Genomic DNA, 12739 nt, shown 5'->3' with positions numbered 1-12739 from the left:
CTCGTCTCGTCGACGACCGGCCGGGACGGGAGCGATCAGCGGGCCTCGTAGACTTGACCCGTGAGTACCGAGATCCCCAGCAACGACCAGTCCACGACCGGCAGCGCCCGGGTCAAGCGCGGCATGGCCGAGATGCTGAAGGGCGGCGTCATCATGGACGTCGTCGACGCCGAGCAGGCCAAGATCGCCGAGGACGCCGGCGCCGTCGCCGTCATGGCGCTCGAGCGCGTGCCCGCGGACATCCGCTCCCAGGGCGGCGTCGCCCGCATGAGCGACCCCGACCTCATCGACGGCATCATCGAGGCCGTCTCGATCCCCGTCATGGCCAAGGCCCGCATCGGTCACTTCGCCGAGGCGCAGGTGCTGCAGAGCCTGGGCGTGGACTACATCGACGAGTCCGAGGTGCTGACCCCGGCCGACTACGCCAACCACATCGACAAGTGGGCCTTCACGGTCCCGTTCGTGTGCGGTGCCACCAACCTGGGCGAGGCGCTGCGCCGGATCACCGAGGGCGCGGCCATGATCCGCTCCAAGGGCGAGGCCGGAACGGGCGACGTCTCCAACGCCACGGGACACATGCGCAAGATCCGCGCCGAGATCGCGCGTCTGCAGAGCCTGCCGAAGGACGAGCTGTTCGTGGCGGCCAAGGAGCTCCAGGCCCCCTACGAGCTCGTCGCCGAGGTGGCCGAGGCGGGCAAGCTGCCGGTCGTGCTGTTCACCGCGGGCGGCATCGCCACCCCGGCCGACGCGGCCATGATGATGCAGCTGGGCGCCGAGGGCGTGTTCGTCGGCTCGGGCATCTTCAAGTCGGGCAACCCCGCGCAGCGCGCCGAGGCCATCGTCAAGGCCACGACGTTCTACGACGACCCCGACGTGATCGCCAAGGTCTCGCGAGGCCTGGGCGAGGCCATGGTCGGCATCAACGTCGACGAGATCCCCGAGCCGCACCGCCTGGAGACCCGCGGCTGGTGACCCTTACCACAGCTGACGAGCGAACGCCCCCGGTTTCGACCGGGGGCGTTCGTTCGTAGGGGGGTCCTTGGTCACAAAGGACGATGTCATGGTCACAAAGAACCATGACTCTAGTCATGAATCGTTCGTGACATGTGACTCATTTTCGTTATTTCTTCGCTAAACGGCATCAGAGTGCCGGTATTTCGTCGTTACATGGTGGTAGCAGGTGCAACAGATGCACCAGTTACGGATGTGATCGATGGTCGATCAGCCTCATGACGTAGGAGAAGAAGATGAACAAGTCCACCAAGGGCGCCATCGCCGCCGGAGCCGCCGCCGTCCTCATGCTCGGCGGAGCGGGCTCGCTGGCGTACTGGAACGCCGAGGGCGACATCGCCGGTGGCTCCATCACGGCCGGCGAGCTGAAGCTGACCGACCCGACGCCCGGCGCCTGGACGCTCAACGGCAGCCCCGTCACCAGCCTGTCCTCCGTGCGCGTCGTTCCCGGCGACGAGCTCGAGTACACCGCCGGCTGGGACATCACCGCGACCGGTGACAACCTCAAGGCCGTCGTCGACGTGACCGGCTTCAACGCCTCGGGCTCGCTGGCCTCCGCGGTCACCCTCACCGACACCTACCTCGTCGGCGGCACGGCTCCTGCGGGCAACCAGATCACGAGCGCCGACGACGGCGAGACCCTCGCCGCCACCCTGAACGTCGACTTCCCGTTCGGCACCTCTGCTGACAACACGACGCAGACGCTGACGCTCGACCTGTCCGACGTGAAGGTCGCCCTCACGCAGGTGCAGTGACCCGGGACTGAGCGAACCGACCGACCATCGAACGAGGAAGGCCCACGAGGATGACGACCACCACGACCACCCGCACGCACCGCACGGTGCTGGGGTGGGCCGTCCAGGCCCTGGCCTTGGGCGTCATCCTCGTGGCCACCTCGGCGATCGCCGTCGGCGTGCTCGTCCCGCGGATCGGGGGCGCGACGCCCTACACGATCCTCACCAGCTCCATGGAGCCGTCCTACCCGCCCGGCACGCTCGTGGTGGTCCGGCCGACGCCCGCCGAGGAGATCGGCGTGGGCACGGTCGTCACCTACCAGCTCGAGTCGGGCCGCAGCGACGTCGTGACCCACCGGGTCGTCTCGGTCGCCTACGGGGCGGACGGCCAGCCCGAGTTCACGACGCAGGGCGACGCCAACGACGGTGTCGACGCCGAGCCGGTCCAGCCGGTCCAGCTCAAGGGAACCCTCTGGTACGCCGTGCCGAAGCTGGGATTCCTCAGCACGGCGATCGGGCACGACCAGCGCGACTCGGCCGTGTACGTCGTCGCGGGTGGCCTGGGCCTCTACGCCGCGTGGATGTTCGCCGGCGCGATCCGCGACCGCCGCCGGAGCGACTCCGACGCCGAGGCGGTGACCACGCGATGAAGTCCGTGCGCACCGCAGCGGGTGCACTCGGGGCAGCCGTCATGCTGGCCGTGATGGTGCCCCTGGGGTCCTCTGCGGCCTCGGCGCCCGCGGCCCGCCTCGGCCTGAGCGCCGACGGGGTCGGTCCGTGGACCTCGACGCTGACCGAGCCGGTCTTCGCCGACGACACCCGCTGGGTGCCCGGTGACGCCCAGACCGGAGAGTTCTGGGCCCGCAACCAATCCTCCGACGCCGCGGAGATCGAGCTGGTGATCCTGCCCCGGGACGGCGCCCTTCACGCGTCCGGCGACCTCGACGTGCAGATCCGGACCGATGGCGAGGCGTGGCAGCCCCTCTCCACCGCCTGGACCTCGCCGCGTCCTCTGGCGGCGGGCACGACGGCACGGGTCCAGGTCCGCGCCGCGCTGTCCGAGACGGCGTCCAACGCCGACCAGGCCCAGCACTTCGCGTTCGACGTCCGGACCCGGCTGACCCAGGTCACCGGGACCGAGCCGACCACCGGGCCGACCACGGAGCCGACCGCGAGGCCCACCGCGGCCTCGCCGACCAGCGCGGTCGCTCCCGACGATCGAGCCGAGACCGCGCCCGCGCGCGACGGCTCGCTGCCGAGCACCGGCGCCGAGCTGCCCTCGTGGCTCCTGCCCGCGGGCATCGGCGCCTCCATCACCGGCCTGTGGCTCGCCCTGGGCGCCCGCCGGAACCGAGAAGAGAGTGACGTTTCATGACGCAGTCCACGACCTCGCGCCTCGTCCGCACCCTGCGGTCGACCCGCACGCGAGCGATCCTGAGCCTCGGCATGGTGCTGGGCCTGACCAGCGTCAGCACGCTGGCGTACTGGACCGACGAGGCCCAGCTGACCACGGGCACCATCCAGGCCGGATCGCTCGACCTGCTGATCCTCGACGGCCGGCTCGACGGCCAGGGCGGCTCGGTCACGAACACGGCCATGTCGGCCACCGCGATGATCCCGGGGGAGAGCTTCGCGTTCACTGTGCCGGTGCAGCGCAAGGCCAACACCGCGGGCTTCGCGCTCACCGCGACCGGCACGGCGGCGGGCACCCTGTCGCCCCACGTCCAGTGGTCGGTCTACGAGGGCACCGCCGGGACCCAGACCACCAACGCGAACGGTGTCCGCTCCAACACCTGCTCAGGAACGCAGCTGTCCACGAACGTCACGCTCGACGGCACCGCCAAGCCGCTGATCCCCACGGCCACGCCCGTGAACCTCGGCGGCACGACGTTCAGCAAGAACCTGTGCTTCCGCGTGGCGATGCCGTCCACCACCGGCAACAGTGCGCAGGGAACGACGGGCACCGCGACGTTCTCCCTCACCGCCAGCCAGCTGCAGTGACCCCGACCCGACGAACGAGTGACCTGACATGAACCGCACGCTCCGCGAGACGATCCTGTGGATCGGCGCCGGCCTGGGCACGCTGTGCCTGGCCTGGACCGCCGCCATGCTCGCCTTCGGGCTCACGCCACTGGTGTTCACGTCGGGCTCGATGTCGCCGGCGATCGAGGCCGGCGACCTGGCCTTCGCCACCACGGTGCCGGCCGACGAGCTCGCCGAGGGCGACGTCGTCAGCGTGATCGACGACCGCGGCGTGCGCATCACGCACCGCGTCACCGGGATCGATCCTCAGGACGACGGGGGAGCGGTGCTGCAGCTCCAGGGCGACGCCAACGCCTCGCCGGACGAGCAGGCGTACAACGTCGACGAGGTCGAGCGCGTGAGCTTCTCCGTGCCGAAGGCCGGCTACGTGATCAACGCCGTGAACTCGCCGTTCGGCATGTTCGTCATCGGACTGCTCGTGGCCGCGATCCTGGTGATCGCGTTCCGTCGTGACGGCGGTGGCGGTCCGGACGCGTCGGCCGAGGACGACAGCGACGACGCCGCACCCGACGATCGGGGGCTCGTCCCCGATCACGGCGTGGGCCACCGCGTGCGGCGCGTCGTCGGCGTGGGGGCCGGTGCGGGCGCGCTGCTCGTGGCCTCGGGACTCGGGCTCCAGCCCACCATGGCCGCCTTCGGCGACAGCCCGATGATGGTCTCCGGCGCCCTCGGTGCCGCGAGCGTGCAGGCGCCGGCCACCTTCACGTGCACCAATGTCGGCGGCAGTGGCGCGTCGGTCAATCTCACGTTCCCGCACCAGGACGCCCGCTACGACTACGTCGTCACGATCGTGAACGACCAGACCGGTGCGACCGTCGCGAACCGGGGCGGGACGATCACCGGAGCGGGGACCGTGGGCGCTGCCCAGACCGTCAACGTGGCGCGCAACTTCACCCCGTGGGGCCTCTTCGACGCCGGTGCCGTCCAGTACACGGCGCGCGTCAGCAGCCGGCTCAAGTCGTCGACGACGTGGACGTCCTCCGACGTCACGCTCAAGCTCTACGAGACGCGCGGGCTCTTCGAGTTCAGCTACCGCACGTACTGCGGGACGGCCTGAGCTCTCCCCACCCCCGATGGCCCCATCCGTCACACGAGTTACTCTCGTCACATCGGTCGGCGCCTGAGCCGGGCCGAGACGACTCCAAGAGCGCGGGTCGGACGACACGTGGACGTCGTTCCCGTTCCCCACGGGGAGGAGCTCATGAAGACCTGGACCAAGGGCGCGGTCGCCGGGGCCTCGGCGCTCGTGCTGCTCGGCGGCGCGGCGTCGCTCGCGTACTGGAACGGTTCCGGAGCCGTCGCCGGCGGCACCATCTCAGCAGGCCGACTCACGCTGACGGAGTCCACGCCCGGCGCCTGGACGCTCAACGGCACTCCGCTCGCCGACGTCTCGGCCGTGCGTGCCGTTCCGGGTGACACCTTGCTGTTCACCGGCTCGTGGACGATATCGGCGACCGGCGACGACCTCGAGGCGACCGTCGATGTCACGGGCCTCGAGGGTCAGGGCGGCCTGGCCGACGACGTCTCGATCACGGATACGTACACGGTGGACGGGACGCCTCTGGCGGGCCAGATCACGGACGACCACGACGGCGACGTTCTCGCCGCGGAGGTCGTGGTCGACTTCCCGTTCGGCACGGGCTTCGGCAACACGTCACAGGGCCATGTACTCGACCTGACCGACGTCAGGGTCGCCGTCGCCCAGGGTGACTAGACTTCCGGGGTGACTTCCATCGGTGTGTTCGCCCTCCAGGGCGACGTCCGCGAGCACCTGCACGCGCTGCAGCGGCTGGGCGTGGACGCGTTCACGGTCCGTCGCCCGGCCGAGCTCGAGCGGTGCGACGGGCTCATCGTGCCCGGCGGGGAGTCCACCACGATGTACAAGCTGGCGCGCACGTTCGACCTGCTCGAGCCGCTGCGCCGGCGCGTGAAGGACGGCATGCCCACCTTCGGCACCTGTGCCGGGATGATCATGCTCGCCGAGCGGATCCGCGACGGTGCGGCGGGGCAGGAGACCGTCGGCGGTCTCGACGTCACCGTGCGTCGCAACGCGTTCGGGCGTCAGGTCGACTCGTTCGAGACCGACCTGCAGATGGCGGGCGTCGCCGACCCGGTGCACGCCGTGTTCATCCGCGCCCCCTGGGTCGAGGAGGTCGGGCCCGGCGTCGAGGTGCTTGCCGAGGTCCCCTCGGGCGAGGCCGCCGGTAGGATCGTGGCGGTGCGGCAGGGGCCGCTCATGGCGACGTCCTTCCACCCCGAGGTCGGGGACGACGACCGTGTGCACGGACTCTTCGTCGATCTCGTGAAGCAGAGCTAGGACTACGCAAAGGAACGACATGTCGGGCCACTCCAAATGGGCAACCACCAAGCACAAGAAGGCCGCGATCGACGCGAAGCGCGGCAAGCTGTTCGCCAAGCTGATCAAGAACATCGAGGTCGCGGCGCGCACGGGTGGTCCCGACCCTGACGGCAACCCCACGCTCTACGACGCGATCCAGAAGGCCAAGAAGCAGTCGGTCCCCAACGACAACATCGACCGCGCCGTCAAGCGCGGCGGGGGAGCCGACGGCGGCGGCGCCGACTACACCACGATCATGTACGAGGGCTACGGCCCCAGCGGCGTCGCGTTCCTCATCGAGTGCCTCACCGACAACAAGAACCGGGCCGCCATGGAGGTCCGCACCGCGATGACCCGCAACGGCGGCACGATGGCCGACCCGGGCTCGGTGTCCTACATGTTCGGCCGCAAGGGCGTCATCATCGTCCCCGCCGAGCAGGAGGGCGGTGCCACGAACGAGGACGACGTCCTGATGGCGGTGCTCGACGCGGGCGCCGAGGAGGTCAACGACCTCGGTGGCAGCTTCGAGGTGCTGTGCGACCCCAGCGACCTCGTCACGGTCCGCACGGCACTGCAGGAGGCCGGCCTGGACTACGACTCGGCCGACGCCTCGTTCGTGCCCAGCGTGACCGTCGAGGTCGATGCCGAGGGGGCGGCCAAGGTCGTCAAGCTGATCGACGCGCTCGAGGACTCCGACGACGTGCAGAACGTGTTCGCCAACTTCGACGCGCCCGACGAGGTCATGGCCGAGCTCTGAGCCGGCCTCGGCCATGATGTGGCCATGGACCGACGCGTGCGCACCCCCGACGGCGTCGGGTGGACCGTCCGTGTCGGTCGTCCCGCGCTGCGCGGACACGAGGGCGACCTCGTCGTCGGCGGCACGCCGACCGGTGGCGGCTTCGGCCCGCTGCTCGTCGTGGCGGGGCTCGTCCTGCTCGGCGTCCTGACGCCGGTCCTGCTGAAGTCGGATCGCGGCTGGGTGCTCGCGCTCGTCCCCGTGCTGCTCGCCGCCGGCTGGCTGTTGCTCGCGCGGTATCCGGTCGAGCTGCGCCGCGACGGCTCCGAGCGGCCGCTGCACCGCACGCTCGTGGCGGGACGGCTGAACGCGCGCCGGGTCGCCGGCGAGCTGGCCGAGGAGATCGAGCGCACCCCGGACGACCAGCTGACGGGCTGAGCCCGGCGCGCGGCGTGCCTCCGCGAGGCCGTCGCCGCCACCGCCTACAGTGTCGAACATGCGTTCCCTTCGTGTGCTCGGAGTCGACCCCGGCCTCACTCGGTGCGGCGTGGGCGTCGTCGAGGGGATGGTGGGCCGCCCGCTCGACCTGGTCGACGTCGGCGTCGTGCGCACCCCGGCCGACCTCGACCTCGCTAAGCGGCTGCTGCGTCTCGAGCGCGCGCTCGACGACCTCGTCGTCCGGCTGCGGCCCGACGTCGTCGCGGTCGAGCGTGTCTTCAGCCAGCAGAACGTCCGCTCGGTGATGGGCACGGCCCAGGCCAGCGGCATCACGATGCTCGTCGCGGCGCGCCACGGCATCCCCGTCCAGCTGCACACCCCGTCGGAGGTCAAGGCCGCCGTCACCGGCAGCGGCCGGGCCGACAAGGCCCAGGTCACCGCGATGGTTACCCGGCTGCTGCGCCTCGACGCGCCGCCGAAGCCCGCCGATGCCGCCGACGCGCTCGCGCTCGCGATCTGCCACCTGTGGCGCGGCTCGGCGCAGAACCGCCTGGCCGCGGCCGTCGCCGCCGCGGGAGGCGCCCGGTGATCGCGCACCTGCGGGGCTCCGTGGCCACCGTCTCGCTCAACTCCGCCGTCCTCGACCTGCAGGGCGTCGGCTACCACGTGATGTGCACGCCCTCCACGATCGCCGACCTGCGGATCGGGCAGGAGGCCACGCTGTGGACCTCGATGGTCGTCCGCGAGGACTCGATGACCCTCTACGGCTTCGCCGACGCCGAGGAGCGCGACATGTTCGAGCTCGTCCAGACCGCCAGCGGCGTCGGCCCCAAGGTCGCCCAGGCGATGCTCGCGGTGCTGCCACCCGAGCGCCTGCGCAGCGCGATCGCGTCGGCCGACCACGCCACGCTCACCAAGGTCCCGGGCATCGGTCGCAAGGGGGCCGAGCGCATCGTCGTCGAGCTCAAGGACCGCGTCGGCGCCGTCGCCGCGTCGGCCGCCGCGCCCGCCCGTGCGGGGTGGCGCGACCAGGTGCACGAGGCCCTCGTCGGTCTCGGCTGGTCGGCCAAGGACGCCGACGCCGCGATCGACCGGGTGGCCGACGGCGTCGGCGACGACCCCGACGTCTCCACCGTCCTGCGCGACGCCCTGCGATCGATGGACCGGCGCCGATGAGCATGGACGAGTACGACGACTTCGAGTCGATCGTGGCCGAGGCCGCCGGACCGCAGGACACCGCGTTCGAGCAGGCGCTGCGGCCCCGCACGCTGGACGAGCTGATCGGCCAGGAGCGCGTCCGCGAGCAGCTGGCCCTCGTGCTGGACGCCGCCGTCGCGCGCGAGCGCACCCCCGACCACGTGCTGCTGTCGGGTCCTCCCGGACTCGGCAAGACCACGATCGCGATGATCATCGCGCACCAGCTCTCCGCCCCGCTGCGGCTCACCAGCGGCCCCGCCATCCAGCACGCCGGCGACCTCGCGGCGATCCTCTCGGGCATCAACGAGGGCGACGTGCTCTTCATCGACGAGATCCACCGCATGTCGCGCCCCGCCGAGGAGCTGCTCTACATGGCGATGGAGGACTTCCGGGTCGACGTCGTCGTGGGCAAGGGTCCGGGCGCCACGGCGATCCCGCTGCAGATCCCGCCGTTCACCGTCGTCGGCGCCACCACCCGCGCCGGCCTGCTGCCGGGCCCGCTGCGCGACCGCTTCGGCTTCACCGCCCAGCTCGACTACTACGAGCCCGCCGACCTCGACCGCATCGTGCGCCGCTCGGCCGATCTGCTCGACCTGGGCATCAGCGCCGAGGCCTCGGCCGAGATCGGCTCGCGCTCGCGCGGCACCCCGCGCATCGCGAACCGGCTGCTGCGCCGCGTGCGCGACTACGCCGAGGTCCGCGCCGACGGCTCGGTCGACCACGCCATCGCGCGGGCCGCGCTCGACCTGTACGAGGTCGACGACCTCGGCCTCGACCGGCTCGACCGGGCCGTGCTCGACGTCCTGTGCCGCAGCTTCGGCGGGGGACCGGTGGGCATCGCCACGCTCGCCGTGGCGGTGTCGGAGGAGCGCGAGACGGTCGAGGAGCTGGCCGAGCCGTTCCTCGTCCGGCTGGGCTTCCTGGCCCGCACGCCACGCGGCCGCATCGCCACCGCAGCGGCATGGCGGCACCTCGGCCTCACCCCGCCGGCCGTGCCCGACACGCTCGACTTCGACGGGTGAGAACTCAGAGCAGGCTCGGGTAGGCCGCGAACAGCGCGGCGGCGAGGGCCGCGGCGCCAAGGCGCAGCGCGAAGGCCAGCAACCCCGTCATCCCGAAGCGCAGGCGGGTCAGCGCCCGCCACGTCAGCACCAGGGTCGCGAGCGGCATGAGGATCCAGGCGACGTCGGCCCACGAGCCGTAGAGGTCGGGCGTCGACAGGCCGTACGCGCGGGCGCCCGCCATGACCCCGGCCGCGTACCACGGGAAGGCGAGTACCGCGGATCCACGGATGGCGGCTCCCAGGGCGATGCCCAGCGCTCGGCGCGGCGCGTCCGCGAGGAGCCGGAAGTACGCCCTCCGTCCGATCGCGACGAACGCGACGGCGAGGACGACCGCCGCCCACCACCATGCGGACGCGGTGGACTCGTCCATGACGGGCGGCCGGTGTTCGACGGCTGGCGACAGCGACGTGCTCGCCCACGCGAGTGTCGGGACGACTGCGACGACGCCGGCGCTGAGCGCGAGGGTCGCGAGCGTACGAGCCGTGCGCGTGGTCCAGGCGAGACCGGGCTCGCTCGGCGCCGGGGCCGGCTCGGGCGTCACGCGGGACGACGGGACGACGGCGGTGACCGTCGGACCCGCCTGGGCGGCCCCGATCGACTCGAAGGGGGCGAGCGCCGCGGCGAAGTCGGCGGCGCTCGCGTAGCGACGGTCGGGATCGATCGCCATGGCACGGTGCAGGACGTCCACGAGCCCTGCGGGGATCGCCGGATCGACCTCGCGCGGATCCGGCCGGGCGGCCGAGCGGTGCGCCATCAGCTGCACCGCCGGCGGGCCGGGGAACGGCGTGCGGCCGGTCAAGGTCTCGAACAGCAGGCACGCGACGGAGTACACGTCACTGCGCCGGTCGACCCGGCCCTCGTACTGCTCGGGGGACATGTAGTGCGGAGTGCCGGCGATCGTGGCCGTCAGGTCGGAGGCCGCGCGGGAGATGCCGAAGTCGACGAGGCGCACGTCGCCTGCCGCCGTCAGCAGGACGTTGGCGGGCTTGATGTCCAGGTGCAGGATGTCCGCCCGATGGCAGGCGTCGAGAGCGGCCAGCACGTGCCGGACGAGTCGCACGGACTCGATGCTCGGTCCGTGGTCGGTGAGCAGCTGCTTCACGCTCGTGCCGTCGACGAGCTCCATCACGAGGTGCGGCGACTCCTCGCCGTCGCCGTCGGGCAGCATCACCAGGTCGTGGATCGTGACGACGTACGGGTGACTCACGCGGGCGAGGGCGTTGACCTCCCGCCGGATGCGGTGCATCGCCCGCGGGTCGTCGGTCAGGACGTGCGCGAACCGCTTCACGGCCACGTCCCGGCGCAGCTGGTGGTCGTGCGCGCGGTAGACGACGCCGTGACTGCCCGCGCCGATCCGCTCGAGCATCTCGAAGCGGGGTGCCCGGTCGAGGGCACCGACGGTCACGACCATGGGCTCATTGTCCCCCGAGCAGCGGCACGGTCCCGAACGCGTCGGCGCGCACGGTGAGTCGGACGCCGGCGAGCTCGATCGTGGAGCCGGGCCGGAAGGGCTGCCACGCGTCGTTCGACAGGCGCTCGCCGTCGACCACCGTCCCGTTCGTGCTGCCCAGGTCCCGGATCTCCCAGCCGCCGCCGCGGTGGCGCACGGCGGCATGGCGACCCGAGACCTCCGGGGCGGTGAGCCGCACGGGGGACTGGTCGCCCCGACCCAGCACGACGATCGACCCCTTCTCCACGTGGGCGGATCCGTCGGGCCCCACCAGCTCGATCCCGGACCGGCCGACGGCCACGGTGGCAGGCTCGCGAGTCTGGTCGATCTGGGCCGCGGTCCAGGTGGCGGTGATCGGACCGGTGTCGTCCGTGGCGAGCGACACCGACCGCGGGCTCGCGACCCGCGCCCAGGCGGCCGCCCGCTCGGCGTCGGTGCCGGTCGGGGCCGACGCGACCGGCTCCGGAGCGGTGGGGCGGCCGACCCCGCGCGCCGGCGGGATCCAGCCGGGACGGAGGACCGGGTCGATCTCGATGGCCACCTGCACGTCCGTGGGCACCTTCCACTGGTTGCGGGCGGCGTGCTTGAGGTACAGCTGGACGGCATCGCGCTCGAGCCCCGAGAGCTCGCCTTCGGGAGCGAGGCGCTCGGCGTCCTCCGGGGAGATCCGCACGACGAGGCGCGGGTGGGCGTGCCGCTCGCCGCTGGGCATGACGACGTGCTGACTCGTCACGGCGCGGGCGAACCGGCGCCGCAGGGCGCCGGGCGTCGCGGTCGGCAGCGACGTGAGACGGGCGGCCGCCTCGACGGCCGTCGACCGGATCGAGACCGTGCCGAACACCGAGCGGGCGACCAGCAGCGCCACGACCACGACGCCGAGGAACACCGCGAGCACGACTAGATTGGATCCGAGGGTCGTCAGCGAGTCGATCATGACGCCAGCGTGCGGCCCCCGGATCGGTGGTGTCGAGCCGCCGTGGAACACGTTCCGCGCGAGGGGACTCACATGCGCATCGCCTGGTCGACCGACGCCGGCCCGTCCGGCACGGCCGAGCTCGAGCCGGGGCAGCGGTGCGTCGTCGCCCGCCGGATGGACCTGCCCACGGACCGGCTGGTCGCGGCCACGGAGATCGACGGATCGTGCTTCGTCTTCGTGCGGCTGCCGTACGTCAGCGACCCGGCCCTCGTGCTCACGGCCTCGGCGGACCGCCCGGCGCTCTACCGAGGCCAGCGCGCGAACGGCGCGATCGTCGAGGTCAGGACCGGCACCGGCGAGATCACCGTCCCCGCGGCCGGCCAGCACCTGTCGTTGCCGCACGCACGCACCGAGGTGTCGTTGCGCTTCCCGGACCTGGTCATGACGCTCGACATCGAGACACCGCAGCAGGCGCCGACGGAGGGCTCCGGGACGGTGCAGCTGGGCGTCGCCGCGCTGGAGGGCGATGACGGGTGGCTCGTCGGAGCGCTCGCCGTGGCGCTCTCGCCGCCGCACGGTGTGGTCGCCCACGGGGACCTGAAGACGGCGTTCGCGACGTGGCGTGGCATCCCCGAGCCGAGTGACGGCGCCTTCGACCGCAACGTCCTGCGCCCGGCGCTGGCGCGGCGCTCGATCGACCTCCCCGGGCCGCGGCTGAACAAGATCGTCTACCTCGTCGAGCGGTGTCGCGCGACGACCGAGTTCCCTCCCCGGATACTCGACGAGATCCGCGCGGGGCTCGACCCCTAGAA

Annotated in this window: 16 protein-coding genes; 14 read left to right on the top strand and 2 right to left on the bottom strand. The window is 72.0% G+C overall.

What is annotated here, in order from left to right; all coding sequences use genetic code 11:
* Positions 1–60 precede the first annotated feature (60 nt).
* The 13 genes from pdxS to ruvB all read left to right on the top strand — a co-directional run bounded on the left by pdxS (position 61) and on the right by ruvB (position 9519).
* The gene (pdxS, locus tag O3S82_RS09510) at positions 61–972 is read left to right on the top strand and encodes a pyridoxal 5'-phosphate synthase lyase subunit PdxS (RefSeq protein ID WP_179424234.1); all 912 of its coding nucleotides are present in this window, start codon (positions 61–63) and stop codon (positions 970–972) included.
* Positions 973–1247: 275 nt separating this feature from the next.
* The gene (locus O3S82_RS09505) at positions 1248–1766 is read left to right on the top strand and encodes an alternate-type signal peptide domain-containing protein (protein ID WP_179424235.1); all 519 of its coding nucleotides are present in this window, start codon (positions 1248–1250) and stop codon (positions 1764–1766) included.
* 50 nt (positions 1767–1816) lie between these two features.
* Positions 1817–2395, top strand: a complete 579-nt coding sequence (locus O3S82_RS09500; protein WP_269302401.1) for a signal peptidase I — start codon at positions 1817–1819, stop codon at positions 2393–2395.
* Positions 2392–3120, top strand: a complete 729-nt coding sequence (locus O3S82_RS09495; protein WP_269302399.1) for an LPXTG cell wall anchor domain-containing protein — start codon at positions 2392–2394, stop codon at positions 3118–3120. The genes O3S82_RS09500 and O3S82_RS09495 overlap by 4 nt, the downstream gene beginning before the upstream one ends.
* A complete protein-coding gene (locus O3S82_RS09490) occupies positions 3117–3746 on the top strand; it encodes a SipW-dependent-type signal peptide-containing protein (protein ID WP_179424238.1) in 630 nt (209 codons plus the stop codon). The genes O3S82_RS09495 and O3S82_RS09490 overlap by 4 nt, the downstream gene beginning before the upstream one ends.
* Positions 3747–3774: 28 nt before the next feature.
* A complete protein-coding gene (locus O3S82_RS09485) occupies positions 3775–4845 on the top strand; it encodes a signal peptidase I (RefSeq protein ID WP_269302396.1) in 1071 nt (356 codons plus the stop codon).
* A gap of 144 nt (positions 4846–4989) precedes the next feature.
* A complete protein-coding gene (locus tag O3S82_RS09480; RefSeq protein ID WP_269302395.1) occupies positions 4990–5502 on the top strand; it encodes an alternate-type signal peptide domain-containing protein in 513 nt (170 codons plus the stop codon).
* A gap of 9 nt (positions 5503–5511) precedes the next feature.
* Positions 5512–6105: a pyridoxal 5'-phosphate synthase glutaminase subunit PdxT gene (gene pdxT / locus O3S82_RS09475; protein ID WP_269302393.1), complete on the top strand. Its 594-nt coding sequence runs from the start codon at positions 5512–5514 to the stop codon at positions 6103–6105.
* A gap of 19 nt (positions 6106–6124) precedes the next feature.
* Positions 6125–6883: a YebC/PmpR family DNA-binding transcriptional regulator gene (locus tag O3S82_RS09470; protein ID WP_179424242.1), complete on the top strand. Its 759-nt coding sequence runs from the start codon at positions 6125–6127 to the stop codon at positions 6881–6883.
* Positions 6884–6907: 24 nt separating this feature from the next.
* A complete protein-coding gene (locus O3S82_RS09465; RefSeq protein ID WP_269302390.1) occupies positions 6908–7300 on the top strand; it encodes a hypothetical protein in 393 nt (130 codons plus the stop codon).
* 58 nt (positions 7301–7358) lie between these two features.
* Positions 7359–7889 carry a crossover junction endodeoxyribonuclease RuvC gene (gene ruvC / locus O3S82_RS09460; protein ID WP_269302388.1) on the top strand — a complete coding sequence of 177 codons (531 nt, stop codon included), beginning with the start codon at positions 7359–7361 and terminating at the stop codon, positions 7887–7889.
* Positions 7886–8476, top strand: a complete 591-nt coding sequence (gene ruvA / locus O3S82_RS09455) for a Holliday junction branch migration protein RuvA (protein WP_179424245.1) — start codon at positions 7886–7888, stop codon at positions 8474–8476. Before ruvC ends, ruvA begins: the two co-directional genes overlap by 4 nt.
* Positions 8477–8478: 2 nt before the next feature.
* Complete coding sequence (gene ruvB, locus O3S82_RS09450; RefSeq protein ID WP_179428047.1) at positions 8479–9519, top strand: Holliday junction branch migration DNA helicase RuvB; 1041 nt, start codon at positions 8479–8481, stop codon at positions 9517–9519.
* Positions 9520–9523: 4 nt separating this feature from the next.
* Here the strand turns inward: ruvB and O3S82_RS09445 are convergent, their stop codons facing one another.
* Entirely contained in the window at positions 9524–10972 is a 1449-nt protein-coding gene (locus O3S82_RS09445) for a serine/threonine-protein kinase (protein ID WP_269302385.1), read from the bottom strand.
* Positions 10973–10976: 4 nt separating this feature from the next.
* Positions 10977–11945 (bottom strand): FhaA domain-containing protein, encoded by a 969-nt coding sequence (locus tag O3S82_RS09440; RefSeq protein WP_269302383.1) that lies wholly within the window; start codon positions 11943–11945, stop codon positions 10977–10979.
* Between the two features lie 72 nt (positions 11946–12017).
* Here O3S82_RS09440 and O3S82_RS09435 point away from each other — a divergent pair, with 72 nt between their 5' ends.
* Positions 12018–12737: a hypothetical protein gene (locus O3S82_RS09435; protein WP_269302381.1), complete on the top strand. Its 720-nt coding sequence runs from the start codon at positions 12018–12020 to the stop codon at positions 12735–12737.
* Positions 12738–12739 lie beyond the last annotated feature (2 nt).

The sequence above is a fragment of the Aeromicrobium sp. HA genome (assembly GCF_027171405.1).
Taxonomy (GTDB): Bacteria; Actinomycetota; Actinomycetes; order Propionibacteriales; family Nocardioidaceae; genus Aeromicrobium; species Aeromicrobium tamlense.
This window is presented reverse-complemented; position numbering and strand designations above follow the sequence as displayed.